The sequence below is a fragment of the Acinetobacter sp. GN11 genome, assembly GCF_054823985.1.
In genome coordinates this window covers 1-25762 of sequence record NZ_JRVL01000098.1, presented here as the reverse complement: position 1 = coordinate 25762, position 25762 = coordinate 1, and the positions used below count along the sequence as shown (strand labels likewise).

At 39.8% G+C, this 25762-nt stretch carries 30 protein-coding genes; 20 read left to right on the top strand and 10 right to left on the bottom strand.

Annotated features, from left to right (window positions below):
- The first annotated feature begins 16 nt into the window (after positions 1-16).
- The 6 genes from NL42_RS10375 (at position 17) to NL42_RS10350 (ending at position 3566) form a co-directional block, all read left to right on the top strand.
- Complete coding sequence (locus NL42_RS10375; protein WP_461312684.1) at positions 17-544, top strand: PadR family transcriptional regulator; 528 nt, start codon at positions 17-19, stop codon at positions 542-544.
- Positions 545-557: 13 nt separating this feature from the next.
- The gene (locus NL42_RS10370; protein WP_461312683.1) at positions 558-947 is read left to right on the top strand and encodes a Fur family transcriptional regulator; all 390 of its coding nucleotides are present in this window, start codon (positions 558-560) and stop codon (positions 945-947) included.
- Positions 948-969: 22 nt separating this feature from the next.
- Positions 970-1275, top strand: a complete 306-nt coding sequence (locus tag NL42_RS10365; RefSeq protein WP_461312682.1) for a DUF3861 domain-containing protein — start codon at positions 970-972, stop codon at positions 1273-1275.
- Between the two features lie 158 nt (positions 1276-1433).
- Positions 1434-2381 (top strand): pirin family protein, encoded by a 948-nt coding sequence (locus tag NL42_RS10360; protein ID WP_461312681.1) that lies wholly within the window; start codon positions 1434-1436, stop codon positions 2379-2381.
- A complete protein-coding gene (locus NL42_RS10355; protein WP_461312680.1) occupies positions 2378-2785 on the top strand; it encodes an OsmC family protein in 408 nt (135 codons plus the stop codon). The genes NL42_RS10360 and NL42_RS10355 overlap by 4 nt, the downstream gene beginning before the upstream one ends.
- A gap of 112 nt (positions 2786-2897) precedes the next feature.
- Entirely contained in the window at positions 2898-3566 is a 669-nt protein-coding gene (locus NL42_RS10350; RefSeq protein WP_461312679.1) for a glutathione S-transferase family protein, read from the top strand.
- Positions 3567-3605: 39 nt separating this feature from the next.
- On the opposite strand, the gene NL42_RS10345 is transcribed toward NL42_RS10350, so the two are convergent.
- Positions 3606-4220, bottom strand: coding sequence for an SPOR domain-containing protein (locus tag NL42_RS10345; protein WP_461312678.1), 615 nt, complete (start codon positions 4218-4220; stop codon positions 3606-3608).
- A gap of 156 nt (positions 4221-4376) precedes the next feature.
- Positions 4377-6167, bottom strand: coding sequence for an arginine--tRNA ligase (gene argS, locus NL42_RS10340; protein ID WP_461312677.1), 1791 nt, complete (start codon positions 6165-6167; stop codon positions 4377-4379).
- Positions 6168-6662: 495 nt separating this feature from the next.
- On the opposite strand from argS, the gene NL42_RS10335 reads away from it, so the two are divergent.
- Positions 6663-8360: an NAD-dependent malic enzyme gene (locus tag NL42_RS10335; RefSeq protein ID WP_461312676.1), complete on the top strand. Its 1698-nt coding sequence runs from the start codon at positions 6663-6665 to the stop codon at positions 8358-8360.
- A gap of 44 nt (positions 8361-8404) precedes the next feature.
- Here the strand turns inward: NL42_RS10335 and NL42_RS10330 are convergent, their stop codons facing one another.
- Positions 8405-9325, bottom strand: coding sequence for a Dyp-type peroxidase (locus NL42_RS10330; protein ID WP_461312675.1), 921 nt, complete (start codon positions 9323-9325; stop codon positions 8405-8407).
- A 159-nt stretch (positions 9326-9484) separates the two neighbouring features.
- Between NL42_RS10330 and NL42_RS10325 the strand changes: the two genes are divergently transcribed.
- Positions 9485-10111, top strand: coding sequence for a LysE family transporter (locus tag NL42_RS10325; RefSeq protein WP_461312674.1), 627 nt, complete (start codon positions 9485-9487; stop codon positions 10109-10111).
- A gap of 1 nt (position 10112) precedes the next feature.
- Here the strand turns inward: NL42_RS10325 and znuB are convergent, their stop codons facing one another.
- The 3 genes from znuB to NL42_RS10310 are packed head-to-tail and all read right to left on the bottom strand — an operon-like array spanning position 10113 to position 12184.
- Positions 10113-10922, bottom strand: a complete 810-nt coding sequence (znuB, locus tag NL42_RS10320; RefSeq protein WP_461312673.1) for a zinc ABC transporter permease subunit ZnuB — start codon at positions 10920-10922, stop codon at positions 10113-10115.
- 3 nt (positions 10923-10925) lie between these two features.
- Positions 10926-11714, bottom strand: a complete 789-nt coding sequence (gene znuC / locus NL42_RS10315) for a zinc ABC transporter ATP-binding protein ZnuC (protein WP_336168929.1) — start codon at positions 11712-11714, stop codon at positions 10926-10928.
- A complete protein-coding gene (locus tag NL42_RS10310) occupies positions 11687-12184 on the bottom strand; it encodes a transcriptional repressor (protein WP_005309148.1) in 498 nt (165 codons plus the stop codon). Before NL42_RS10310 ends, znuC begins: the two co-directional genes overlap by 28 nt.
- Positions 12185-12311: 127 nt before the next feature.
- On the opposite strand from NL42_RS10310, the gene NL42_RS10305 reads away from it, so the two are divergent.
- From NL42_RS10305 to NL42_RS10260, 10 genes are all read left to right on the top strand, one after another.
- Complete coding sequence (locus tag NL42_RS10305; RefSeq protein ID WP_461312672.1) at positions 12312-13151, top strand: metal ABC transporter solute-binding protein, Zn/Mn family; 840 nt, start codon at positions 12312-12314, stop codon at positions 13149-13151.
- A gap of 170 nt (positions 13152-13321) precedes the next feature.
- Positions 13322-13720, top strand: a complete 399-nt coding sequence (locus NL42_RS10300; RefSeq protein WP_016139579.1) for an ATP synthase subunit I — start codon at positions 13322-13324, stop codon at positions 13718-13720.
- A gap of 104 nt (positions 13721-13824) precedes the next feature.
- Positions 13825-14700: a F0F1 ATP synthase subunit A gene (gene atpB / locus NL42_RS10295; protein ID WP_461312671.1), complete on the top strand. Its 876-nt coding sequence runs from the start codon at positions 13825-13827 to the stop codon at positions 14698-14700.
- An 84-nt stretch (positions 14701-14784) separates the two neighbouring features.
- On the top strand, positions 14785-15030 hold the full coding sequence (gene atpE, locus NL42_RS10290; protein WP_000424060.1) for a F0F1 ATP synthase subunit C: 246 nt from the start codon (positions 14785-14787) through the stop codon (positions 15028-15030).
- A gap of 38 nt (positions 15031-15068) precedes the next feature.
- On the top strand, positions 15069-15539 hold the full coding sequence (locus tag NL42_RS10285; RefSeq protein ID WP_016139577.1) for a F0F1 ATP synthase subunit B: 471 nt from the start codon (positions 15069-15071) through the stop codon (positions 15537-15539).
- 12 nt (positions 15540-15551) lie between these two features.
- Positions 15552-16088, top strand: a complete 537-nt coding sequence (locus NL42_RS10280; protein ID WP_004795294.1) for a F0F1 ATP synthase subunit delta — start codon at positions 15552-15554, stop codon at positions 16086-16088.
- Between the two features lie 46 nt (positions 16089-16134).
- A complete protein-coding gene (gene atpA, locus NL42_RS10275) occupies positions 16135-17679 on the top strand; it encodes a F0F1 ATP synthase subunit alpha (protein ID WP_004640548.1) in 1545 nt (514 codons plus the stop codon).
- Positions 17680-17756: 77 nt separating this feature from the next.
- Positions 17757-18626, top strand: coding sequence for a F0F1 ATP synthase subunit gamma (gene atpG, locus NL42_RS10270; protein WP_461312670.1), 870 nt, complete (start codon positions 17757-17759; stop codon positions 18624-18626).
- A gap of 30 nt (positions 18627-18656) precedes the next feature.
- Positions 18657-20051: a F0F1 ATP synthase subunit beta gene (gene atpD, locus NL42_RS10265; protein ID WP_003655528.1), complete on the top strand. Its 1395-nt coding sequence runs from the start codon at positions 18657-18659 to the stop codon at positions 20049-20051.
- A 17-nt stretch (positions 20052-20068) separates the two neighbouring features.
- Positions 20069-20488: a F0F1 ATP synthase subunit epsilon gene (locus tag NL42_RS10260; RefSeq protein ID WP_003655525.1), complete on the top strand. Its 420-nt coding sequence runs from the start codon at positions 20069-20071 to the stop codon at positions 20486-20488.
- A 65-nt stretch (positions 20489-20553) separates the two neighbouring features.
- Here NL42_RS10260 and NL42_RS10255 read toward each other — a convergent pair whose 3' ends face one another.
- The 4 genes from NL42_RS10255 to NL42_RS10240 all read right to left on the bottom strand — a co-directional run bounded on the left by NL42_RS10255 (position 20554) and on the right by NL42_RS10240 (position 23958).
- Complete coding sequence (locus NL42_RS10255) at positions 20554-21150, bottom strand: hypothetical protein (RefSeq protein WP_461312669.1); 597 nt, start codon at positions 21148-21150, stop codon at positions 20554-20556.
- Positions 21151-21291: 141 nt separating this feature from the next.
- Positions 21292-21837, bottom strand: a complete 546-nt coding sequence (locus NL42_RS10250) for a glutathione peroxidase (protein WP_461312668.1) — start codon at positions 21835-21837, stop codon at positions 21292-21294.
- A 120-nt stretch (positions 21838-21957) separates the two neighbouring features.
- The gene (locus NL42_RS10245; RefSeq protein ID WP_461312667.1) at positions 21958-22722 is read right to left on the bottom strand and encodes an AraC family transcriptional regulator; all 765 of its coding nucleotides are present in this window, start codon (positions 22720-22722) and stop codon (positions 21958-21960) included.
- Between the two features lie 21 nt (positions 22723-22743).
- Complete coding sequence (locus NL42_RS10240; protein WP_461312666.1) at positions 22744-23958, bottom strand: MFS transporter; 1215 nt, start codon at positions 23956-23958, stop codon at positions 22744-22746.
- 135 nt (positions 23959-24093) lie between these two features.
- Between NL42_RS10240 and NL42_RS10235 the strand changes: the two genes are divergently transcribed.
- The gene (locus NL42_RS10235; RefSeq protein WP_461312665.1) at positions 24094-24747 is read left to right on the top strand and encodes a TetR/AcrR family transcriptional regulator; all 654 of its coding nucleotides are present in this window, start codon (positions 24094-24096) and stop codon (positions 24745-24747) included.
- A 104-nt stretch (positions 24748-24851) separates the two neighbouring features.
- The coding region (locus NL42_RS10230; RefSeq protein ID WP_461312664.1) for a DMT family transporter at positions 24852-25762 on the top strand (911 nt) is incomplete at its 3' end.

Sequence of the window (25762 nt, the reverse complement as noted above, 5' to 3'; positions counted from 1 at the left end):
TTTTGGATTTTAAAAGATGAAACAACAATCAGAACATCATCATATTGAACACAGTGAGCATCATCGCGGCCATCATCGTTCAGGGCGACGAGGGAGACTTTTTGAAGCGGGCAGAATGAAACTTTTAGTACTTCATCTTATTCAGCAAAGCCCAAAGCATGGCTATGAAATTATTAAAGAAATAAGTGATTTGGTGGGTGATGGCTATACGCCGAGTGCAGGAACAATTTATCCGACATTAACCAGCCTCGAAGAAATGAATTTGATTAATTTGCTAGACGTAGAGCGTAAACAATATCAAATCACAGAAGATGGAGAGGCTTACTTAGCCGAACAACAAGACAAGCTGACCGAGCTATTAGAAAAATTACGAATTAGACGTGAAATTCACAGTAATGATGAATTAATTGAAATTCACCGTGCGATGGAAAACCTAAAAACAGCCTTACGTTTGAAGTTGAACTCGGCGAGTCTACAGCAAGAGCAGATTTATCAAATTGCCGAAAAAATTGATCAGGCTGCGGTTGCGATTGGGCGATTATAATTTGGAAATAGAAATGTTAGAGCTACAGCATAAAATCAAAGAAACGGGCCTAAAAGTCACTCATCCAAGACTTGCTGTTTTGTCTTTAATTCAACAGCAAGCAGAAGATCTAACTGTTAAACAGATTTACCAAAAGTTATATACCCAAAAACAGAAATTAAGTTTAGCCACAGTTTATCGGGTAGTGAACGACTTAGCGGGAGCGGGTTTAATTTCAACTCGTCAGCCACAACGAGATGAAGCTAAATTTAACTTACCAGCAGTCGAGACTAATCAATTATTGCAAATTCGCTGTACAGATCTAACAGCTGCTAAGCAAGAGGAGTTTTTAGCATCTTTACAGTCAGTATTTACACAATTTCAAATCGATCTTAAACAGATCGAAATCATCCAAAGTCATTAAATTTTTAATAGAGAATTTATCTATGAAACAACATCAATATCATGTAACTGTACAACACTTAAAAAATGCAAAGGGAGAAGCCTCTACGTATACCGAACGTCTTGAGTTCTATACGGGGAATCATGACGATATTTTTGAAATTGTAGAGCGCTTAAAAAAAGCAGATTTTTTTGATAATGAAACCACAAAACCTTTTGGAGTTGGACTAAAACTTTTTAGTGAAGTCATGTTAGAAAATCGAGACCACCCTCTGTTTCAAGAATTTTTCCCACAGTTTGGGCAATTCATGAAAAATCTAAAACAGCTTGTTAAAGATCAATCTGCTTAAGCATTTTTCATTTAGCCTTGATTTTTCTATAATTTAAAAATTATTGTCTCATTCATAACACCCTGTGTATTACTAAAAGACTATATTGAATAATGAGTGTATTGTTAAGATCAGTAAAACAACTCATTGCAAAAGCATAGGTAAAAGAGAGTAATATCATGAGCAATAATAATGATTACGATATTTCTGATTCAAAGGATTGCGAGAAATTTGCCAATCAGTTTATTCAGGAGTTTCCAATTCGCTCTGCTGAAATTGGACAGGGGACGGTCATTAAGCGGGCTTTACCTAGCCGACAAAAACGGATGATTGGTGCGTGGTGTTTTCTAGACCATGCAGGTCCAGTGTCTTTTCCAGCGGGTGATGGTTTAGATGTTGGCCCTCATCCTCATATTGGTTTGCAAACCTTCACTTGGATGATTGAAGGGACCATGATGCATACCGATAGTTTAGGTTCAAAACAACTGATCCGTCCTAAGCAAGTTAACTTAATGACAGCAGGTCATGGCATTTCGCATACAGAAGTTGCACCTGATACAGAAACTCAAATGCATGCTGCCCAGCTGTGGATTGCTTTACCAGATCAAAAGCGCAATATGGATCCGAAATTTGAACATTACCCAGAGTTACCTGTTGTTGAAAAAGATGGTCTAGAATTTACTGTTCTTGTGGGTGAATATTTGGCAACTACTTCTCCAGTAGCGGTACATACGCCGTTAGTTGGTGTCGACTTAATTGCTACCGAAGATACAAAAACTCGTATTCCATTAAATCCTAATTATGAATATGGTTTTATGGCATTAGAGGGTAGTGCCCATGTGAATGGTCATGAGTTAACTGCTGACAACATGGTTGTATTAGATACTGGTCTGAGTGAAATTGAGATTGAAGTAAAAAAAGGCAATCGTATTCTTTTGATTGGCGGTGAACCTTTTGAAACGCCAATTTTACTCTGGTGGAATTTTGTTGCCCGTACAATGGATGATTTAAAAGAAGCGCGTGAGCAATGGATTAACCATGATGCGCGTTTTGGTGAAATTCCAGATTATGTGGGTGCACGTTTAGAAGCCCCTGTTCTTCCAGATCAAATGAGAGCATCAAAATGACAGCCGTAATCGCAAGTAGTAAAGCAAAGCCTCTTGCTGAGCAATGGAAGGGCGAAATCACCAGTGGTCGCCATCAATATTTTTGTGATGAACCTGAAAAGCTTGAAGGACAAGATCAAGGCCCAGCACCTTATGATTTACTTACTGGAAGTTTAGCCGCGTGTACGCTCATTACTTTAAGAATGTATGCGAAGCATAAAGGTTATGATTTTGGTGAGTTCTCGGTTGAAATTGATTTTCATACCAATAGAGAGCATGAAGAACATATAGAACGTCGTATTGTTTTTAAAGACTTACCAGGTGAAGAACTTCAGCAAAAAATCTTAACGGTATGTAGTAAAACGCCAGTCACTAAAACTTTGTTACGTAGTTTAGACATTCATACTGTGCTTGTTACAGTTTAAAAATGCTATTTTGTTGAGGTGGATGATTTTATATCCATCCCACAAATGGAATAAAACAGCATGTTCACATGCTGTTTTTTATGTAAAAAGAAAAATAAAAGCAGGCAATAACATGATTAGTTTACACCACCTGGAATGTTCGCGATCGTTTCGAATTTTATGGGCTTTAGAAGAATTAAGCTTAGATTATGATATTCATTATTATCAACGCTTACCTAACTATTCCGCTCCAGAAACATTGAAATGTATTCATCCTTTAGGTAAAGCTCCAATTTTGACTGATGATGAGCAAGTCATTGCTGAATCTGCTGTGATTTTGGAATATCTACAACAACGCTATGATCAGAAACATCAATTTAAACCTGCACAACCCCGAGATTTACAGCAATATATTTACTGGATGCACTATGCTGAAGGTTCACTTATGCCACTATTAGTCATGACTTTGGTCATGAATAGTGTAAATAAGCATGTGCCATGGTTAATTCAACCAGTAGCAAAAAGAATCACGGAAGGGGTGAAGGCAAATTTTGTTCGCCCACGTATGAAAGATCATATTAGTTTTTTAGAAAACTATTTGGCAGAGCATGAATATTTCGCAGGTGATTTTTCATTTGCTGATATTCAGATGAGTTTCCCACTGGAAGCTTTGCAATCACGTTTGCAAGGGAAATACCCTAATATTCAGGCTTTTTTACATCGTATTCAGCAAAGACCCGCATTTCAGAAAGCGAAACAAAAGGGAGTGGGTTCTAACGAAAGGAACTGTGCTGATATTTAAAAAAAAGGAACAATTACTTGTTCCTTTTCTATTTGTAGTTTACTTGCGTTTGATCACGATAGAGTCAATGCCGCTGTGTTGTAAGGACTGTTGAGCGGCCAATGCAGCATCTTGGGAGTCATAAGGACCCGAAATAACACGGTACCATATTTGACCATTTTCAGTACTTTTGACTACATCGGCAGATAAGCCATTTAAAATGATTTCTGCACGGCGAGCATCGGCCTGATCAGGGTCGTTATAGCTGCGAACTTGTAAAATATAAGTAGGTTGCTGAGGCGTGGTGGCTGATGGATTCGTATCAATTCCTGCACTTTCTGAAGCCGCTGGCTGAGCTGCACTGGGTGCCTCAACAATCATGGCTGTACCTTGGTTTTTACTTTCAGGAATCGCTTGTTCCGGAATAGGAGTGACTTGCTGTTGGGGTAATAGATCGTAGAAACGATAGTCTTTATTTGTGTCTTCTTCTTGATAGTGTTCAGAAGTAATCTGATTTTTTGCAGGAACAGGTTGCCAAGGTTTCCAAAGCATAAGCATTACAGCGATACATAAGACCGCCAAAATAGCGACAAGTGTCCCTAACCACTTGGGAATTAGGGGCTTTTTAGGCTTATTAGGTCTTTCAGATACACCGCGTTGCGTTTTGCCAAACACGTGGATTATTCCTCTGTATTTTGATTGTTTTAATTCGAGTTTGATTCTCGTATTACGATGCCGAAACAGTGGTTCGTATCAGCTATTTTAACTCTACAAACCACTACTTACTATATGTTGCATGGCCTTTATTTTACTGCCATGCAATATAATTTTTTACATAGATTCTGGTGCAGATACACCAAGTAATTCTAAACCATTGCGCAACACTTGTTGTACATTGATTGAAAGTAATAAACGTGCTTGTGTAAGCTCGGCATCATCGCTTAATACTTTATGTTCATTGTACCAAGCGTGGAACAAGGCAGCTAACTCTTTTAGATAGTTACCGACCTGATGTGGTTCATATGCATTTGCAGCTCGCAACACTGCATCTGGATAAGCTGCTAATTTAGCAAGAATCTCAGTTTCAGCATCAAGAGAGAGGCGAGTAGCATGTGTACGTGCAGCATTTACATCGAATTGTAAGCCTGTGCTGAGCGCTTTTTCTAACATTCGGCAAATACGTGCATGTGCATATTGGATGTAGTACACAGCATTGTCTTTACTTTGTGAAACAGCAAGGTCAAGGTCAAAGTCAATGTGTTGTTCACTCTTACGCATCACGTAGTAGAAACGAGCGGCGTCATTACCTACTTCTTTGCGTAAGTCACGTAAAGTCACGAACTGGCCTGAACGAGATGACATTTGAACCATCTCGCCGCCACGCCATAAACTTACGAACTGAACTAAAAGTACAGTCAATTTTTTAGAGTCGTAACCCATCGCATCAATTGCCGCTTTTACACGAGAAATATAGCCGTGGTGGTCAGAACCCCAAATATCGATTAGGTCGGTATAACCACGTTGTAATTTATTTAAGTGGTATGCAATGTCTGATGCGAAATATGTAGTTTGGCCATTACGACGTTTAACAACACGGTCTTTTTCATCGCCAAATTCAGTCGATTTAAACCAGATGTTGCCATCTTTTTCATAAAGGAAGCCACGTTGATCAAGTGTTTCTAAAGCTTCGTCAATTTTTGCGCTAAGAGATGCTTCACTAAACCATTGGTTGAATGTTACACCAAAGTCAGCAAGGTCATCTTTAATGTCATCTAAAATGGCATGTAGTGCTGCTTGGTGGAATACGCGGTAGCCTTCACCCAGTAATTGTTGAGAGTTGGCAATAAGACCATCAATATGTTTTTCTTTGTCGCCAGATAAAACGACTTTATTGCCGTCGCTATCTAGTTCTTCTGCATATTGCACGTCTTCTGGCACATCTTTATAGACAGCTGCCACTTCACAAAGGTGGGCATTGCCATCTTTATCAATAATGGTCTGTGCTATTTCTTTAACGTAATCGCCTTGGTAAGCATTTTTAGGAAATACAAGGTTTTGACCAAGTAATTCTAAATAACGTAGATAAGTAGAAGTCGCCAAAATATCCATTTGACGACCAGCATCATTTACATAGTATTCGCGGTCAACTTTTGCACCAGTTGCTTCAAGTAACTTGGCAACAGTCATACCATATGCAGCGCCACGGCCATGACCTACATGTAGGCTAGACGTTGGGTTTGCAGAAACAAATTCGACTTGGATCTTTTTCGCTGCATTTGCCTGACTGCGACCAAAAATTTCTTTTTGTGCTTGAATTTGGTCAAGAATAGCAAAGCGCTGATCTGCATTTAAAAAGAAGTTAATAAAACCAGGGCCTGCGATTTCAGCTTTGCTGATATCTGCTACTTCTGGTAATGCAGCTAGAACTTTCTCAGCTAAATCGCGTGGTTTCATACCAGCAGCTTTCGAGCCGATCATGGCAATATTAGAAGCAAAGTCGCCATGGCTTCGGTCTTTGGTGCGCGTTAAGTTGCTTGTGTTATTCCAGTCGGAAGGAAGCACGCCTTCTTGTTGAAGATTTTGCACTGCATGGTCGAGAGCTGCTTGTATTGCCGTATTCATATCAATCGAAAATAGATGTCGCAGAAAAACGTCAAATATAGCAAATTTCCTATGCGTTAGGGGAGTGGATTTAATATTCTAGTAATTCTTTTTGTGCAACTTAATGGGGATTATTTCTTAAATGAATATTGTAGGGTGGATTACTTCAATATTCTAAAAACAAACAAATACAAGCCTTCTGGAGATTTTTGATCAGGAAATTAGGTAGTAAAATCACTATTATTTCCTATAGAAATATCTGGTAGTATTAAAATATATAGTTTAGGCTTTAAAATTTAAGATAAGAAAAGATTTTTTAAAAATATAAAATTATTAAGATGTTGATATTTATTGTTTATTTTTATGTATGTTTTAACTAAATAGTCTTTAATTTTAACATCACGGTTTAAAATATCTATTTTGAACGAATTAGGCTTAAGCTTATACGCACAAAGAGTTTTAGAGACCATACAAAACGTGTTTTTCTCTACTCTAAGCTGGAAAATGAGATAGGCAATGATATCAGGACACCCAAGTAAACATCCCCTTTATATCCCATATGCAGGTTTTACACTTTTAGAGTTACCACTTCTAAACAAAGGTTCTGCTTTCACTGAAGAAGAAAGAAGTAACTTTAACTTACACGGTTTACTCCCCCATATTATTGAAACTATTGAAGAGCAGAGCCAGCGCTCTTATCAGCAGTATTGCGCTTTCACTGATGATATCAATCGACATATCTATTTGCGTAATATCCAAGATACCAACGAAACCTTGTTCTATCATTTAATCGAAAATCATCTTGAAGAAATGATGCCGATTATTTACACCCCAACCGTAGGTGAAGCATGTCAGCGTTTCTCTGATATTTATCGTCGCCATCGTGGTGTTTTTATTTCATATCCAGATCGTGATGTGATTGATGATATTTTGCAAAACGTAAATAAAAATAATGTAAAAGTCATCGTGATTACAGATGGTGAGCGTATCTTAGGTCTTGGTGACCAAGGTATTGGCGGAATGGGTATTCCTATTGGAAAACTTTCGCTTTACACGGCTTGTGGTGGAATTAGCCCAGCCTATACATTGCCAATTACAATTGATGTAGGGACGAATAACCCGCAGCTCTTAAATGATCCGATCTATATGGGTTGGCGTCAGCCGCGTATTAGTGGTGATGAATATTACGCATTTGTAGACATGGTGATTGATGCTGTGAAGCGTCGTTGGCCAAAAGCATTAATCCAGTTTGAAGATTTTGCACAAAAAAATGCGATGCCACTTTTAAATAAATATCGCGATAAAATTTGCTGTTTTAACGATGATATTCAAGGAACAGCAGCGGTATCGGTTGGTAGCTTGATTGCTGCGAGTCGTGCAGCGGGCAAGCAATTAAAAGATCAGAAAATTGCTTTCTTAGGCGCAGGTTCGGCGGGTTGTGGTATTGCAGAACAAATTGTTGCACAAATGATTTCAGAAGGTCTAACCGATGCAGAAGCGCGTGCTCGCGTTTATATGGTAGACCGTTTTGGTTTGATCACTGAGAATCAACCAAACTTGCTCGATTTCCAACGTAAGTTGGCACAAAAAGCTGAGGTGGTTGATCAGTGGGGCAATATTGAAGAAGTCATTTCACTACTTGATGTTGTTAAAAATGCTAAGCCTACAGTGTTAATTGGTGTTTCTGGTCAGCCTGGCTTGTTCACAGAAGAAATCATTAAGACTTTAGCGGCAAATTGTGAACGACCAATTGTCATGCCATTATCTAATCCGACATCACGTGTTGAAGCAGTACCAGCTGATATTGTGGAATGGACTGAAGGTAAAGCATTAATTGCAACAGGTAGTCCATTTGCTCCTGTAAATCATCACGGTAAACTTTACAATATTTCGCAGTGTAATAACTCGTACATTTTCCCGGGTATTGGCTTGGGTGTGATTGCATCGGGCGCTAAGCGTGTTACAGAAAATATGTTAATGGCATCAAGTAGTGCTTTAGCAAATTGTTCTCCACTGCTTAAAGATCCACAAGCTGATTTATTGCCACCTTTAGGCGAAATTCAGCAAGTCTCTAGAGTTATTGCATTTGAAGTCGCGAAAGCCGCAATGGCAGATGGTGTGGCTGTAACGATTAGTGATGATTTGTTGAAGCAGAAAATTGATCAGTCATTCTGGAAACCTGAATACCGCAAATATAAGCGTATTCCTTTCTAAGAATGAGAAGGTAAAAGAGGAGCTGAAGCTCCTCTTTTTTATTTTTAGTTTTCTAAAATTTCTTCTAGCAATTCTTCACTTGGTGCAAAGTAATAAGCGCCATCAAGTGGTGTCACGAAGTGCAATAAGCGGTCATGGATACCATCTCCACTTGTGCCGAACATGCGCTTTAACATGACATCAATAATGCTGAGGTCTTTAGTATAGGCAATGAAAAATAAGCCCTGATCGCCTCGACCGTCACCATAAGGAAGGCTATGACGTAGGATTTCCATTTCTTCGCCTTCATCATCCTCAACAACAGTACGGGCAACATGGGCATTTTCTGGTTTTACGTCATCATCTAATTCAATAGATTCAAGTTTGGTGCGGCCCATAACATTTTCTTGTGCATCAACTTTCAATTTTTTCCATTTTTCTAAGTCGTGTGCATAGCGCTGTGCAAATATAAAACTGCCATCGGCAAATACTCCAGCCTCTTCGGGTAGAAGAGCTGTTTCTGCACGGTCATCAGGGAACTGAGGATTTTCCGTACCATCTATAAAGCCTGTCATATCTCGACCATCGAAATAGCGGAAGCAAACACGCTCATCAAGAACTTCGACTTTATCTTTAATACCTTCAAAAAATGCTTGGCTTAATGCAAAACAAATATCAGAGCGCATGCTGGCAATGTGAATGAGCAAATCTGCTGGCACGGCTGGCATATTGAATGCACCTTGTTCTGGCTCAAGCTGTTTAAATCCTTCAGGAGTTTGCGAATAGAGCTGTTTCCATAGTTCGGGACCAAAAGCGACTGCTGTTTTAATTTGAGCGTCAGAATGCTGAGTCATGAGGCGGTCACGTGCTTCAAATAAAGCTTCTATTTGTTTTTTTAATTCATCAATTGATAAGTCTTTTAAACGAAGAACAATGAAACGAGCATGATCTGATGGCAATGGTAAAATGACAGATTGAGCAGTCATTGGAAGGTATCTCCTCAATTATAATTTAGTATGAGCTTGAATTATTGTGCCTGATGCGAAGAGCTGTTAGTAGTCTATTTCTTGATTTTATTGTTTGAATTCTGACTAAGATAGCTTTATAAAACAGTATAATTCCACTTTTATAGTCTATTTTTCCCTATGTCTCTGCAAGTTTGGTTCGCTTATATGTTGGCCTGTTGGGTAATTAGTGTCTCACCGGGTGCGGGAGCAATTGCTTCAATGTCGAGTGGTCTAAACTATGGTTTTAGGCATGGATATTGGAACGCAATAGGTTTGCAAATTGCTTTGCTACTTCAAATTATGGTGGTGGCGGCAGGTGTGGGCGTTTTATTTGCAACGACACCCTTGGCTTTTCAGTTTGTTAAATGGTTTGGTGTGATTTATTTGTTATATCTTGCTTATTTACAGTGGACAGCCCCTGTAAAAGATATAGAAATTCAACAAGAAAAAAGAGATAAATCCGTATTTGCGCTATTGCTAAATGGCTTTGTGGTCAATATTAGTAATCCCAAAGCGATTGTATTTCTATTAGCAGTTTTACCCCAGTTTCTAGATTTGGATAAGCCTCAATGGATACAGTACCTGATTATGGCTGTAACAATGATTACGATTGATTTGATTGTAATGGCTGGATATACGGGGCTCGCATCAAAGGTTCTAAGATTACTTCGCTCCCCTAAACAGCAAAAATATTTGAATCGGGGTTTTGCTGTGATGTTTAGTTGTGCAGCTTTATTATTAAGTACAGTTCATCAGGCGTCCTAATTTAGGCCGCCTGTGTTTGATTTTTTAGCTTTTGAGTTATAAAAATAACAGCGAAACTTAACGCCATACATAAAACAATACTTAAGCCTGTAGAGATGTTAAGTGCTGCGCTTGACCATAATCCCACACTAACCCCAACTTGAGCTAACACAAATGCCCAAACGACCATTTGCTTTGGTGAGTTTGCTAGTAGGCGAGCGCTTAAAGCAGGTATTACCAGTAAGGCACCCATAAGCAAAGAACCTACAGCACGCAAAGCCAAGACAGTAAATAAAGCCAATAAAAGCATAAAAATAAGACGTTGCCAGTTCGCATTTATCCCTTCACTAATTGCAATATCTGGATCAATTGCAAACTGTATTTGCGGCTGCCAAAAGCGGTAAAGAATTGCGAGTGATATTGCAATAATTAAAGTGAAAACGGGTAAGTCGGGCCAATCAATGCTGAGCAAGTCGCCAAATAAATAACTTAAAAGTTCTGGTCTTAAACTTGGAACATGTTGAATAAACAATAAACCGCTACAGAGTAATGTCGCTGAACATAAGGCTAAGAGAGCATCATTGGGTAAACGGTTGTCATGTAGGGCCCATAAAATTGCGACTAGTAAAACAGCAGTGCCTGCAACACCAAGCCAAAGAGGAAGACTTAAAGCACCTGCGATAGCAACCCCAAGTAATGTACCGTGTGCCATGGTGTCAGCAAAAAAAGACATGCGTCTCCACAGCATTAGACAACCAAGAGGTGCGGTTAAAAACACCAGCAAGGTTCCCATAATCCATGCGGGCAACAATAATTGTAACCATTCCATCATGGCTTAAGCTTCCGGTTCTGGGTGGATGTGTGGACGGTCGTTATGAGGGCAGGGGTGTGCTGCATCACCGTGAGCACAATGATCATGATGATGTTGATAGAAAACTCGTTGAGTTCCAAATATAGCCTGATATTCAGGATGTTGTTGAATATTCTCTGGGAGTCCACTACAGCAAATATGTTTATTTAAACACACGACACGGTGTGTTCCTTCCATCACCCATTGTAAGTCATGGGAAACGATTAAGATCGCACAGCCATATCGTTCCGGCAAACTGCGGACATACTCATAAAGTTCTGCTTCAGACTGAATGTCTAAGCCTTGCATCGGTTCATCGAGAACTAAAATGTCTGGTTGGCGAAGTAGGGCACGCGCTAGTAATACGCGTTGGCGTTCACCACCAGAAAGTTGTTGTACTTTTGATTGTTGTAACTTTGAAATACCGGTGTCTTGAATAATTTCCTGACGCAGGGCAGGGCTGCATTTCTCTAAATCAAGTAGATCCTGCACACGTAAAGGTAGGCTGTGTGAAGGATTGAATTTTTGTGGCACATATGCCATTTTGAGTTTTTTATAATTAACAATGCGTCCACTACTCGGTTGGAGAATACCGAGTAGAACTTTAATAAGTGTTGATTTACCAGCACCATTCGGGCCAATTAAAGACACAATTTCATTTTGATGTAGAGCAAAATCAACTTTTTTTAAAATTTCCCGATTATCACGATGAACAGAAACTTGCTCAAGCTGAATTAATACAGGATCTAGCGAGTTGTGCGGCACTGTTGGCATTTCCCCGAAATTTCAATAATGCTATGTTGAGCCACGAACTCATCTGACGCTGCAAGTTGATCAAGCTGGTGAGTTAAGCCTTGAGAAGAGGCTTCTTTAACCATGTGACATTCGGTGCAAATTAAGAATGCTGCTTGATGACCTTCGCGAGGATGGCAACAGGGAATATAGGCGTTAATAGAAGTTAGGCGATGGATCAAACCTTTTTCTAATAAAAAATCTAAAGTTCTATATACAGTTGGAGGAGCAGCTGGGCGATCAGTTTGACTTTTTATACGTGCGAGCAAGTCATAAGCACCCATTGGGCCCGACGCATTTAAAATGAGTTCCAAAACTTCTTTGCGCAAAGGCGTAAGTCGTGCGCCAGTCGCAGAACATAAATTTTCTGCTTCAGCTAAACGGTTTGCGACATTATGGTGATCATGCACCCCATGCAAAGAATCATGATGTTCATGCGAGCAGGAACTCATAGAAATAACCTCGAATTTTTAACGGAATATTAGCATGAAGCGATGCTTCATTCGATTAATCTTAGGTATTTTTGTAACTTTGTTATATTATAACATGCTTCGAGCTAATTTAAATTGATGGTCTAGCATGTTCCGTTTTTTTGTTTTCAGTATGTTCTCTCTTTTGAGTACGTTAGGGTGGAGTCAGGGTTTGGTGGTTTCTACACACCCGATTTACCTGATTGCAAAAGAAATCACTCAGGGTGTTGAAGAACCTCAGCTTTTGCTTAAAGGTCAGACGGGTCATGACGTACAGTTGACCCCGGCGCACCGTAAAGCAATTAATGATGCATCTTTAGTGATCTGGTTGGGTAAGGCTCATGAAGCACCTCTAAATAAATTGTTAGGTAATAATAAGAAAGCGATTGCCTTATTAGATAGTGGTATAGTTTCTGTTTTACCCCTGCGTAGTACACGTGGTGTGGCTTTACCTAATACAGTAGACACCCATGTGTGGTTAGAACCAAACAATGCTGTTCGAATCGGTTTCTTTATTGCAGCTTTACGCTCTCAGCAGCATCCTGAAAACAAGGCTAAATATTGGAATAATGCCAATATCTTTGCTCGCAAGATGTTTCAGGCAGCACAAGCTTACGACAGTACGAGTAATGGTAAGCCATATTGGTCATATCATGATGCCTATCAATATTTAGAACGCTCTTTAAATTTAAAGTTTGCAGGCGCTTTGACAGATGATCCTCATGTTGCACCAACAGCAGCTCAAATTAAGTATCTCAATGATAATCGACCAAAAGATCAGATGTGTTTGTTGGCGGAAAGTTTTACCACGAAAAGTCAGTATCAAAAATTAGGTAACATTACTTTTCAACCCGTAGACGAGAGCATGAATAACGAGGATGATTTCGTCACTGCATGGAAGAAACTGGCTATAAAAACAGATAAATGTGTATTAAGTACGCAAAAGTAAGATAAAAAATAAACAAAGGCTGACTGTAGCGTCAGCACCACCTGTCATGAAAAACCCCGACTAAAGTCGGGAAAAGATTGCATGTTCAGGGGTGTAACTCTATAATGCCTGCGATTAAAAGCGATCATCAGCTAAACTTGTCAAGCATTTATGCTGTGAGTGGATAAATAATGAGCCGAACTAGTCGCTTGATTGACCGACGATTAGCAAAAGCTTTGGTCTTCTTACAAGCATGTATGATCCCTGTTTCCGCCCTCGTGGCGTGGAGCATAAAAGACATGACAGCAGCATTAAGTGCGGCACTTGGTGCACTGGTTTGCTGGCTTGCTATGAGTTATTTCTCTTGGCAATCCTTCAGAACAGCAGGTGCGAGAGCATCAAAACAAGTGCTGTCTAACATGTATAGGGGCATGTTAGGCAAATTTGCAATCATGATCGTTGGATTTATTTTGATTTTGAGTAATGTTAAACCTTTATCACCGTTAGCATTGCTGTTTGGTTTTATTCTCGTTCAGGCAATGTCGTGGGTCGCTCCGTTTTGGGTGTCACGTCAACAAAAACGGGTGTAGAAACAAGAAGAATTGAAGATTTTTTGGAGGGTGGCGAGATATCGACAGTACGCCGATGTTCGTAACCCTTCTTTTTAGTAATTGACATTGACCAGGTGTGATTTATGGCTGCTGAAGAACATGCCCTCACTTCGACAGAGTATATCAAGCATCACTTGACCAATATGACCTATGGCAAAATGCCTGACGGTACATGGAAATTGGCTGAGACTGCTGAAGACGCTCATTCGATGGGGTTCACTGCAATTCACTTGGATTCAATGGGTTGGTCAATTGGCCTTGGTGTTATTTTCTGTTTGTTATTCTGGATTGTTGCGAAAACTGCAAACGCAGGTGTTCCAACTAAATTCCAGTCTGCAATTGAAATGATCATTGAGTTTGTTGACTCAAGTGTCCGTGACACCTTTCATGGCAAATCACGTTTAATTGCTCCACTTGCTCTCACTATTTTCGTGTGGATTTTCCTCATGAACTTAATGGACTTGATTCCAGTTGACTGGATTCCTCAAGTTGCAGCATTTGTAGGTGCAAACGTATTTGGTATGAACCCTCACCACGTTTACTTCAAGATCGTTCCATCTACAGATCCAAACATTACCTTAGGTATGTCTTTATCTGTATTTGTACTTATCTTGTTCTACAGCATCCGCGAAAAGGGTGTTAGTGGTTTCGTTGGCGAGTTGGCACTTAACCCATTTAACCCAAGTAATCCAGTTGCAAAAGCGTTGCTTATTCCAGTGAACTTGATTTTGGAATTGGTAACATTCCTTGCTCGTCCTATTTCATTAGCTCTCCGACTATTCGGTAACATGTATGCTGGTGAGCTGATCTTTATCCTAATTGCTTTATTGCCGTTTTGGATTCAATGGGCGTTATCTGTGCCTTGGGCGATCTTCCACATTCTTGTAATCACGTTGCAGGCATTCATCTTTATGATGCTTACCATCGTTTACTTGAGCATGGCAAGCGAAAAACATTAATGGTATTGCCTAACTATCAAACGATGGTTGGGCTGAATTTTTTTAATTTAATTTGGTAATAACCTAACCTCTGAGGAATTTTTCATGGAACTCACTTTAGGTCTAGTTGCAATTGCATCTGCTATCTTGATCGCTTTCGGTGCTTTAGGTACTGCGATTGGTTTTGGTCTTTTGGGTGGTCGCTTTCTAGAAGCTGTAGCTCGTCAACCAGAATTGGCTCCACAACTTCAAACTCGTATGTTCTTAATCGCGGGTCTTCTTGATGCTGTGCCTATGATCGGTGTTGGTATTGGCTTGTTCTTCATCTTCGCTAATCCATTTGTAGGTTAATCATCTTAATTCCTAAATCCACTATTTGAGGAATTGCAATGAATATCAACCTCACATTGATTGGTCAAGCGATTGCGTTTGCATGCTTCGTTGCATTCTGCATGAAGTTTGTTTGGCCACCACTAATCAATGCGATTAGTGAGCGTCAGCGTAAAATTGCTGATGGCTTAAATGCAGCAGAAAAAGCGAAAGCTGATCTTGCCGATGCACAATCGCAAGTAAAGCAAGAACTTGATGCAGCTAAAGCACAAGCGGCTCAATTGATCGAACAAGCGAACCGTCGTGCAGCACAATTGATCGAAGAAGCTCGTACTCAAGCTGCGGCTGAAGGTGAGCGTATTCGTCAACAGGCTAAAGAAGCTGTTGATCAAGATATCAATTCTGCTCGCGAAGAATTACGTCAACAAGTAGCTGCTTTGGCAGTAACTGGCGCAGAAAAAATCCTGAACCAGCAAGTTGACGCAGAAGCTCATAATGCCATGCTGTCTCAGCTGGCTGCTAAACTTTAAGAGAGGCGAATCATGGCTGAACTCTTGACGTTGGCACGTCCGTATGCCAAAGCAGCATTTGCTTATGCTTCTGAGCAAGGTGCAACAGACAATTGGTCGAATGCGTTACAAGTGCTCAGTGCTGCGGTGCAAGACGAAGCATTTTCCGCTTATTTAAATCGCCCTGAACTTACTCCTGTGGAGCAAGTGAAGCTTTTTGCTAAAGTTTTAGGTGAAGGTCAATCTCAAGCAGTGTCTAACTTTTTGACACTTCTTGCAGATAACGATCGTTTAATGTTGTTACCTGAAATTGAAGCAGAATATGAACAGCTTAAATCACAGAATAACAACAATGTGGATGTCGTGATTGAATCGGCTTTCCCATTAACTGCTGAACAAGAGCAATTGTTGAAATCTGCTTTAGAAAAGCGTTTCAACAGTACTGTAACTGTTTCGGTTGAAGTTAAACCTGAGCTTATTGCAGGTGTTGTAATTCGTGCAGGCGATCAAGTGATAGATGATTCTGCGCTTAACAAGCTTGAAAAAATGCGTACTCGTCTTCTTGCATAATGCAAATGATGAAGACTGAACTAATAAAAGATTGAGGAATAGCGCAATGCAACAACTGAATCCATCCGAGATCAGTGCGCTCATTAAACAGCGTATCAGCGATCTGGACACCAGCGCGACCGCTAAAAACGAAGGTACCATTGTTATGGTATCCGACGGTATCGTGCGCATTCACGGTCTTGCTGATGCAATGTACGGTGAAATGATCGAATTTGACGGCGGCTTATTTGGTATGGCACTGAACCTAGAACAGGATTCAGTGGGTGCCGTTGTCTTAGGTAACTACTTAAGCCTTCAAGAAGGTCAAAAAGCTCGTTGTACAGGTCGTGTACTTGAAGTTCCAGTTGGTCCGGAACTTCTTGGCCGTGTTGTCGACGCTTTGGGTAACCCAATTGATGGTAAAGGCCCAATTGATGCAAAATTAACTGATGCTGTTGAAAAAGTAGCACCAGGCGTAATTTGGCGTCAGTCTGTAGACGAACCTGTTCAAACTGGTTATAAATCAGTTGATACCATGATTCCTGTGGGTCGTGGTCAGCGTGAGTTGATTATTGGTGACCGTCAAACTGGTAAAACAGCGATGGCGATCGATGCGATTATCGCTCAGAAAAATTCTGGCATTAAATGTGTATACGTTGCGATTGGTCAAAAACAATCAACAATTGCAAACGTTGTACGTAAGCTAGAAGAAACTGGCGCTATGGCGTATACAACTGTTGTCGCTGCTGCGGCTGCTGATCCTGCTGCAATGCAGTACTTAGCTCCGTACTCTGGCTGTACAATGGGTGAATACTTCCGTGATCGCGGTGAAGACGCTCTTATTATCTATGATGATTTGTCTAAGCAAGCAGTTGCTTACCGTCAAATTTCATTGCTTTTACGTCGTCCACCAGGTCGTGAAGCGTATCCGGGTGACGTATTCTATCTTCACTCACGTCTTCTTGAACGTGCTTCTCGTGTATCTGCTGACTACGTTGAGAAATTCACTAATGGCGCAGTAACTGGTAAAACTGGTTCTTTAACTGCATTGCCAATTATTGAAACTCAAGCAGGTGACGTATCTGCATTCGTACCAACGAACGTAATTTCGATTACTGACGGTCAGATCTTCTTAGAAACATCATTATTCAACGCAGGTATTCGTCCTGCTGTGAACGCGGGTATCTCTGTATCTCGTGTTGGTGGTTCTGCTCAAACTAAGATCATCAAAAAATTGTCTGGTGGTATCCGTACTGCTTTAGCACAATACCGTGAATTGGCTGCGTTTGCTCAGTTCGCTTCTGACCTTGATGAAGCAACTCGTAAACAACTTGAACATGGTCAACGTGTAACTGAGTTAATGAAGCAAAAGCAATATGCTCCTTACTCAATTGCTGACCAGGCTGTTTCTGTTTATGCATCTAACGAAGGCTATATGTCTGACGTAGAAGTTAAGAAAATCGTAGACTTTGATGCTGCGTTAATTTCTTACTTCCGCTCAGAATATGCTCCGTTGATGAAACAGATCGATGAAACTGGTGATTACAACAAAGACATCGAAGCAGCAATCAAAGCAGGTATTGAAAGCTTTAAAGCGACTCAAACTTACTAAGTTCAGTTTTAGTTAAGTTTGGTTCACGGATCAACCTTCGGAAGCTCGAAAGAGCTTTCGAATACTAGGTTAAGCGTATGGCAAATTTAAAAGAAATTCGCGCCAAAGTAGCTAGTATCAAGAGCACGCAAAAGATTACTCGCGCGATGCAAATGGTAGCTGCTTCTAAAATGCGTCGTGCGCAAGAGCGCATGGCTCAGGGCCGTCCGTATGCCGATAATATGCGCCGTGTAATTGCTCACTTAGTCCAAGCAAACCCTGAATACAAACACCGTTATATGGTTGATCGCCCAGTTAAGCGCGTTGGCTATATCGTAGTGTCTTCAGATCGTGGTTTGGCAGGTGGCTTGAACATTAACTTGTTCAAGAAAGTTGTGCAGCATGTCAAAGCACAACAACAGCAGTCAATTGAAGTTGAATTTGCTTTAATTGGTCAAAAAGCGGTTTCGTTTTTTAAGAATTACGGCGGTAAAGTGCTTGGTGCAACTACCCAACTTGGCGATGCGCCGAGTTTGGAACAGTTAACTGGCTCAGTTCAAGTTATGCTTGATGCATTTGATAAGGGCGAATTAGATCGTATCTACCTTGTATCAAATGGCTTCATTAATGCGATGACTCAGCAGCCTAAAGTAGAACAACTTGTTCCTTTAGCACCAGCAGAAGAAGGCGATGATCTCAACCGTAATTATGGTTGGGACTATATCTACGAACCAGAAGCAGAACAATTGTTAAATGGTTTGTTGGTTCGCTATATCGAGTCTATGGTTTATCAAGGTGTGATTGAAAACGTTGCATGTGAGCAGTCAGCTCGTATGGTCGCGATGAAAGCAGCGACAGACAACGCAGGACAACTTATTAAAGACCTACAACTCATTTACAACAAGCTGCGTCAAGCCGCGATTACTCAGGAAATTTCTGAGATCGTTGGCGGTGCCGCTGCCGTTTAACATTATTAAGTTTGAATTGAGGAGACAGCAATGAGTAGCGGTCGTATCATTCAGATCATCGGCGCGGTTATCGACGTCGAGTTTGAGCGCAATAGCGTTCCTAAGATCTATGACGCTCTCCAAGTTGACGGTACTGAAACTACATTAGAAGTTCAGCAACAGCTTGGCGATGGTGTTGTTCGTACCATCGCAATGGGTTCTACAGAAGGTCTTAAACGTGGCCTTAATGTAACTAGCACAAATGCACCGATTTCTGTTCCAGTAGGTCCAGCTACGCTTGGTCGTATCATGGACGTTTTGGGCCGCCCAATTGATGAAGCTGGTCCAGTTGCAACTGAAGAACGTTTGCCAATTCATCGTCAAGCACCTTCTTATGCTGAACAAGCTGCTTCTACTGACCTTTTAGAAACTGGTATTAAAGTAATTGACTTACTTTGCCCGTTTGCAAAAGGTGGTAAAGTTGGTTTATTCGGTGGTGCTGGTGTTGGTAAAACCGTTAACATGATGGAGTTGATCAACAACATCGCGAAAGCTCACTCAGGTTTATCTGTGTTTGCTGGTGTTGGTGAGCGTACTCGTGAAGGTAACGACTTCTATCACGAAATGAAAGATTCTAACGTTCTTGACAAAGTAGCAATGGTCTACGGTCAGATGAACGAGCCACCAGGTAACCGTTTACGCGTAGCGTTAACTGGTTTGACTATGGCTGAATACTTCCGTGATCAAAAAGACGAAAATGGTAAAGGTCGTGACGTATTATTATTCGTCGACAACATCTACCGTTATACACTTGCAGGTACTGAAGTATCAGCATTGTTAGGTCGTATGCCATCTGCGGTAGGTTACCAACCTACACTTGCAGAAGAAATGGGTGTTCTTCAGGAGCGTATTACGTCTACTAAATCTGGTTCGATCACATCGATCCAAGCAGTATACGTACCTGCCGATGACTTAACAGATCCATCGCCTGCAACTACATTTGCTCACTTAGATGCAACAGTAGTATTGAGCCGTGATATCGCATCTTCTGGTATCTATCCAGCGATCGATCCACTTGACTCAACTTCACGTCAGTTAGACCCATTAGTTGTTGGTCAAGAGCATTATGAAATTGCACGTTCTGTACAGAACATTTTGCAACGTTATAAAGAGCTTAAAGACATCATCGCAATCTTGGGTATGGATGAGTTAGCTGAAGAAGATAAATTGGTCGTTTACCGTGCGCGTAAAATCCAACGTTTCTTCTCTCAACCATTCCACGTAGCTGAAGTGTTTACTGGTGCTCCTGGTAAATTAGTATCGCTTAAAGAAACGATTCGTGGCTTTAAAGGTCTATTAGCTGGTGAATACGATCACATCCCAGAACAAGCGTTCTATATGGTTGGTGGTATTGACGAAGTGATTGCTAAAGCTGAGAAACTCTAATTTAAGGAGATCATCTCATGGCGACTATGCAATGTGATGTCGTAAGTGTTAAAGAGTCTATTTACTCTGGCGCAGTAACGATGTTAATCGCGAAAGGTGCTGGTGGTGAGCTTGGTATTTTGCCAGGACACGCTCCACTCGTAACCTTGCTTCAACCGGGCCCGATTCGTGTTCAGTTGGAAAATGGTACAGAAGAAATCGTCTATGTATCTGGCGGTGTTTTAGAAGTTCAACCTCATGTTGTGACGGTTCTTGCAGATACTGCAATCCGTGCAGACAATTTGGATGAAGCTGCAATTTTAGAAGCGCGTAAAAATGCTGAACAATTGCTTGCGAACCAAAAGAGTGATTTGGACTCAGCTGCTGCATTGGCATCTCTATCAGAGATTTCAGGTCAGCTTGAAACTATCCGTAAGATGAAGAACCGCGCATTATAATTTGTGCAATGTTCATCAAAAAAAAGCCACCGTAAGGTGGCTTTTTTTATGATATGGTTTTTAGATTAAGAGTCAGTTTTTGAATCTGATTTTTCATCTCCAGCCATAATCATAGCTGCGAGTTTAACCATATCCATTTGAATGGTATTCAACTGTTTTTCAATTTTATCAAAATTGATTTGATCTAATTTCCCGTTTAATAACGGCATACTAAGAGCTTGTTGATTGGCCTGTAATAAACTTTGGCGAATATTCTCAATTTCCTGACTTTTGATATCCAAAGTGAGAAGAGCTTGATTTAAACCTTGTAATTGCTGTTTTAAAGTTGCAACAGTTGTTTTTAATTCATTTTGATCTTTATCTTGAATTGCTTGTTCAACATCAAGTTGAGTATCTTTAAGTTGTTCAACATAATCTCCAGCTTTAAGCTGTAAATTAGCTGCATCTCGAACCATATAAAAAATATTACCGCTTTTAAGTTCATTTTTGCTCTGAGCAATATCTGAATCTTGTCTTTCAGTAGCTTGATCAGATGTCTGCTCAGTTATTTCAGTATTTTCTTGTTCAGTAGCATGGTCTTGTGCCTGATCACACCCGAGTAAAAGCATGCCTGAGGCAAAAATTACAAAAGGAAGAAATGCACCCTGTAAAACTTTTTTCATAACTACAAACAACATCAAATAAAGCAAAAGGTACTATAGGCATAAAATATGGAGAAAGATTGTATTTTTGCAAACAAACAACACTTTGACCAGATAATAAAAAAGAGCGTATAAAACGCTCTTTTTCACGTTTTTAAAACGTTATTTTGCTAATTCTGCTTCAACTGCTTTAACGATTTTTTCATCATCTGCAGTTATGTCTGGAGCAAAGCGAGCCACTACTTCACCATTTTTATTAATCAAGAATTTTTCAAAGTTCCATAAAACTTCTGGAGCTGGATTAGTTGGGATACCTAAGCCTTCTAAACGCTCACGGAACGGACCTTCACCAGCACGTTCTGGTTGAGCGGCTGTCAAAGTTTCATAGAGTGGGTGTTTATCTTCACCTGCAACAGATACTTTAGAAAATAAAGGGAAGTGAACATCGTAATTTAATGAGCAGAATTGCTGAATCTCTTCATCAGAACCTGGTTCTTGCTCTTTAAAGTTGTTTGCTGGGAAACCTAAAATTTCAAGACCTTGATCTTTCTTTGCTTGATAAAGCTTTTCTAGGCCTTCGTATTGAGGAGTTAAACCACATTTAGAAGCAGTGTTTACAATAAGTAAAACCTTACCTTTGTATTGTTCAAGATCAACCGTTTCGCCTGAAATGGCTTTTACAGGAATGTGATATACAGATTGTGTCATGAGTCTTTCCTAAAGATTTTAATTGATATCAAGTAACGCATTTGTTTTAACTGCTATTGAGGGGTAGTGCAATAATATTCGTGTTCAAAAAAGAAAAAGTTTTTAAAGATAAACTGAATTTTAGTTATTTCTAATTTGTATAGGCGTTTGCCCAGTGTAACGTTTAAAAAACTCGATAAAACTTGAGCTATGTTGATAACCTAAATCATATGCTAAACGCTTAATGGGTGTCCCTTGGCGAATCTGATGAATCGCATAAACAATTTTGGCTCGGTTACGCCATTCCGACAACGAAAGCTGAAGCTCTTGTTGGCTCAAACGTAATAAGTGGCGATCACTGACCGAGAAATTTTGAAGCAACTGCTGTAAAGAGTGATCAAAAAGTAATGGGTCTGAAAGTTTTTCTAATATAGGCAATAAAACAGGATGGCGTGTTTGTGGTAAATAATGTGAATATGCAGGGGCTTGTTTGAGTTGATCGAATAAAACTTGTAAAAGATGTTCTAAATATTCAGGTTTTTCGATTTGTTTTTGCTGTTCGAGAATTTGTAAAACTAAGGTTCGAAAGAAGGGCTGAATACTAAAGCATTTACAGACGTCACCCAAAATAGAACAGAGGCTAGGGTGTAGTCGAATACAGATATAGTGAATTTCATGGTCGATATGAGTAGATTGATGAACCGTTTGAGGTGGAATCCAAAGTCCATAACTAGGTGGAGACAGATATAGTTGTTCTTCCACCTGCATTTCTAAAATGCCATTTAAGCTGAAATTAAAATCTCCCCAGAGCGAGGCATGAGGACGAACAATATCTTCTTTTTGATATAGAAATTCATGAACTTCTATACTGTTCAATAAAGAAAATTGTTGTTCCTCATTTTTCATTTATATGCTCTGGCTCATATTTTAATTTTCACAGGTTGCTTTAGGGTTGTTTAAGCCTTTTGCTAAGGTAAATGTACTCAGTAATGCTAGGGCAACAAAGCTTAATACACCATAAATTAAGGTATTTTCATTGAAATGATCAACTACATAACCGCCTAATAATGAACCTGTGGCAATCATGACCTGAAACATGCCTACAAAAAGAGGCATACCTTTTTCAACTGCGTTTGGCGCATGTACAAACATCCAGATATTTGCTGAGGTAGGGAAAGCACCAAAAGCGAAACCCCATAAAGCCGTTAAGACAATAGCACCAAATTCATGAATGGCAAAAAGTGGGAATCCAAAAAACACAATTGCAAAACAAGCACTAACAAACGCAAGTGTATACCGGACATTTAAATTACCGCTATAGCCAGCAAATGCATTTCCGAAAATACCTGCAATTCCATAGAGTAATAATAATGAACTAATGGTTGTACCGTTAAAGCCTGCAATATTTTTGAAGAAAGGTGCTAAATAGCTATATGCACAAAAATGAGCAAGGCCGATAAGCAAAACAATCAGCATGCCGCTACGTGCTTTAGGCGTGCGTAATAATGCTGGTAAGTCCCTCATATGAATTGGCGAGTCTGGAACAAGTTTAGGTAAAAAGATTAATTGTAAGATTAAAACAATTAAGCCAATTCCTGCTGTAATTCCAAAAGCACTGCGCCAGCCATAAAATTCACTTAACCATGTTCCAATCGGAACACCCAAAACTGTCGCAAAAGTTACACCAGCCATTACAACAGCAGTTGCTTTAGCAATAGGAAGATGTGAAGGAGCTAATTTTCCACTTAAAGCAATCGCTGTTGCCCAGAACCCCCCAATCGAAATTCCTAAAATTAAGCGACTGAGCAATAAAATATGGAAGTTTTCGGCAAAGGCTGTAATGGTATTGGCAATAACCATAATTGCTGTGAGTAAAATGAGTACATAACGCCGATCAAGTTGTTTCACAGAAACAGGTAATAAAGGGGCGGCAATTGCTGCCATAATGCCAGGTACAGTAATAATAAGACCTGCTGTACCTACAGAAATATTTAAATCTGTTGCAACACTATTTAAAACACCAACAGGTAAAAATTCACTTGTTACTAATGCAAATGCTGCAATGGCAACGGCCAAAATGGCAAACCAGCTCCCTTGAGGGGAGGCCGTGGGTCGCGCTTTAGATATAGAAGATTGGTCCATAAGAAATCCTGACTTGGCTAAATTTGAAGTGAAGAAAGGCAATTTATTAATTAACTAACGATCATTATGAAAATAAAATAGTTGATAAAAAATCGAACGTCAATTAATTTAATAACGATTGTTATAAAAATAGATGTGATCTTTATGACAAATAGGCATGAAACGAATTTAGCTGTTACAGAAGACGCGCTGAAAAAAAAGCGTGGACGTCCTAAATGCTTTGATGAACAACAGGTTTTGCAAAAAGCAATGTTGCTCTTTTGGGAGCATGGTTATGAAGCAACGTCTATTAGTGATTTAACCCAGGCTTTGGAAATTACGGCACCAAGCTTGTACAGTACTTTTGGCGACAAGGCAGGACTGTTTTATAGAAGTATAGATTACTATTTGGCTCATGAAGCGTGTCCTATTGAAACTATATTTTTAGAGGCGAAAACAGCAAAAATCGCTTTTGAACTTTATCTATACGATAACGTTAAACGCCTCGTCCAGCCAAATAAGCCGGCCGGTTGTATGTTAGTCGTTGCTGCAATGAATTGTTCTGACGCTACTCACGATGTGCAGCAAAATCTTTTAGATAAACGCATAAAGACGAAAGAAAAGTTATTAAAACGTCTCCAACAGGGTGTAGAGCAAGGTGATTTATCTGCTAATGCTCCCCTACATGAAATGACAGACTTTTATGCGACTGTCATTCAAGGGTTAACGATTCAGGCAAGAGATGGTGCTAGTACCGAGCAGTTGCATAAAGTTGTGGAGCATGCAGTGAAGACTTGGACATTATTCTAGAAAAAGATGATGTCCTAAGTTCAATATCAATGTCGGAAATACGATATTTCAATTTATTAAGACATTCTCCAAAATAAAATCTCTTTTACAGATGGCGTATTACTATGAGTCAGGTCATGAAATATCACAAATGGGCATTTATATTTCCCATTTTGGCAGTACTGATTTGGTCTTTAAACATTGTAGTCACCCGCTATGTCTCGGAGTATATCTCGCCTGTCAGTATCAGTTTTTACCGATGGTTAATTGCATTTATTATTTTAACCCCATTTATGTTGTTACCCGTTTGGAAACAGCGACATCTAATAAAACCATACCTACCTAAGCTTGCAGTTTTAAGTGCATTTGGGATGGTGCTTTATCAGGGACTTGCTTATACGGCAGCCCATTATACTAGTGCCACTAATATGGGAATTGTAAATGCATTTATCCCTATCTTTACGATCTTTGTCTCGCTTGGCATTTTGAAAGATGTGCCTAATCGATATGCAGTTTTTGGCAGTATTTTGTCTTTCGCAGGTTTACTATATGTCATGTCCCAAGGAAATATTAGCCACTTATTAAATGGTGGTGGACATCTTGGCGATGCATTAATGATTATTGCTGTGTTCTTCTATGCATTTTATGGGGTTTTCCTTAAAAAATGGCAGTTGCCTCTCCCAATCATGACGAGCTTATATGTCCAGATTGGTTTTTCTGTTGTGTTTCATCTGCCTTTAATTTTTTGGTTCGGGCTAGATGCTTTAAATGTACAAAATGCGCCAAGTGCTATTTATGCAGGCGTATTTGCTTCACTCATTGCGCCGTTAGTTTGGATGTTAGCTGTTCAGCAACTTGGCCCGAATAGAACAAGTATTTTCATGAATCTGGTACCTGTGTTTACTGCAATTATTGCGAGTGTTTGGTTGTCTGAACAGTGGACCATTTATCACACAATAGGCGGTGTAATAATTTTAATTGGTATCGTTATGGCTCAAAAGAAGGTGAGCTCTAAAAAGAGTGAACTCATACAAGA

Bases quoted from the DNA above. Each gene is read 5' to 3' on its own strand.
- NL42_RS10375 (WP_461312684.1), top strand. From the start codon at position 17: ATGAAACAACAATCAGAACATCATCATATTGAACACAGTGAGCATCAT.
- NL42_RS10370 (WP_461312683.1), top strand. From the start codon at position 558: ATGTTAGAGCTACAGCATAAAATCAAAGAAACGGGCCTAAAAGTCACT.
- NL42_RS10365 (WP_461312682.1), top strand. From the start codon at position 970: ATGAAACAACATCAATATCATGTAACTGTACAACACTTAAAAAATGCA.
- NL42_RS10360 (WP_461312681.1), top strand. From the start codon at position 1,434: ATGAGCAATAATAATGATTACGATATTTCTGATTCAAAGGATTGCGAG.
- NL42_RS10355 (WP_461312680.1), top strand. From the start codon at position 2,378: ATGACAGCCGTAATCGCAAGTAGTAAAGCAAAGCCTCTTGCTGAGCAA.
- NL42_RS10350 (WP_461312679.1), top strand. From the start codon at position 2,898: ATGATTAGTTTACACCACCTGGAATGTTCGCGATCGTTTCGAATTTTA.
- argS (WP_461312677.1), bottom strand. From the start codon at position 6,167: ATGAATACGGCAATACAAGCAGCTCTCGACCATGCAGTGCAAAATCTT.
- NL42_RS10335 (WP_461312676.1), top strand. From the start codon at position 6,663: ATGATATCAGGACACCCAAGTAAACATCCCCTTTATATCCCATATGCA.
- NL42_RS10330 (WP_461312675.1), bottom strand. From the start codon at position 9,325: ATGACTGCTCAATCTGTCATTTTACCATTGCCATCAGATCATGCTCGT.
- NL42_RS10325 (WP_461312674.1), top strand. From the start codon at position 9,485: ATGTCTCTGCAAGTTTGGTTCGCTTATATGTTGGCCTGTTGGGTAATT.
- znuB (WP_461312673.1), bottom strand. From the start codon at position 10,922: ATGATGGAATGGTTACAATTATTGTTGCCCGCATGGATTATGGGAACC.
- znuC (WP_336168929.1), bottom strand. From the start codon at position 11,714: ATGCCAACAGTGCCGCACAACTCGCTAGATCCTGTATTAATTCAGCTT.
- NL42_RS10310 (WP_005309148.1), bottom strand. From the start codon at position 12,184: ATGAGTTCCTGCTCGCATGAACATCATGATTCTTTGCATGGGGTGCAT.
- NL42_RS10305 (WP_461312672.1), top strand. From the start codon at position 12,312: ATGTTCCGTTTTTTTGTTTTCAGTATGTTCTCTCTTTTGAGTACGTTA.
- NL42_RS10300 (WP_016139579.1), top strand. From the start codon at position 13,322: ATGAGCCGAACTAGTCGCTTGATTGACCGACGATTAGCAAAAGCTTTG.
- atpB (WP_461312671.1), top strand. From the start codon at position 13,825: ATGGCTGCTGAAGAACATGCCCTCACTTCGACAGAGTATATCAAGCAT.
- atpE (WP_000424060.1), top strand. From the start codon at position 14,785: ATGGAACTCACTTTAGGTCTAGTTGCAATTGCATCTGCTATCTTGATC.
- NL42_RS10285 (WP_016139577.1), top strand. From the start codon at position 15,069: ATGAATATCAACCTCACATTGATTGGTCAAGCGATTGCGTTTGCATGC.
- NL42_RS10280 (WP_004795294.1), top strand. From the start codon at position 15,552: ATGGCTGAACTCTTGACGTTGGCACGTCCGTATGCCAAAGCAGCATTT.
- atpA (WP_004640548.1), top strand. From the start codon at position 16,135: ATGCAACAACTGAATCCATCCGAGATCAGTGCGCTCATTAAACAGCGT.
- atpG (WP_461312670.1), top strand. From the start codon at position 17,757: ATGGCAAATTTAAAAGAAATTCGCGCCAAAGTAGCTAGTATCAAGAGC.
- atpD (WP_003655528.1), top strand. From the start codon at position 18,657: ATGAGTAGCGGTCGTATCATTCAGATCATCGGCGCGGTTATCGACGTC.
- NL42_RS10260 (WP_003655525.1), top strand. From the start codon at position 20,069: ATGGCGACTATGCAATGTGATGTCGTAAGTGTTAAAGAGTCTATTTAC.
- NL42_RS10255 (WP_461312669.1), bottom strand. From the start codon at position 21,150: ATGAAAAAAGTTTTACAGGGTGCATTTCTTCCTTTTGTAATTTTTGCC.
- NL42_RS10250 (WP_461312668.1), bottom strand. From the start codon at position 21,837: ATGACACAATCTGTATATCACATTCCTGTAAAAGCCATTTCAGGCGAA.
- NL42_RS10245 (WP_461312667.1), bottom strand. From the start codon at position 22,722: ATGAAAAATGAGGAACAACAATTTTCTTTATTGAACAGTATAGAAGTT.
- NL42_RS10240 (WP_461312666.1), bottom strand. From the start codon at position 23,958: ATGGACCAATCTTCTATATCTAAAGCGCGACCCACGGCCTCCCCTCAA.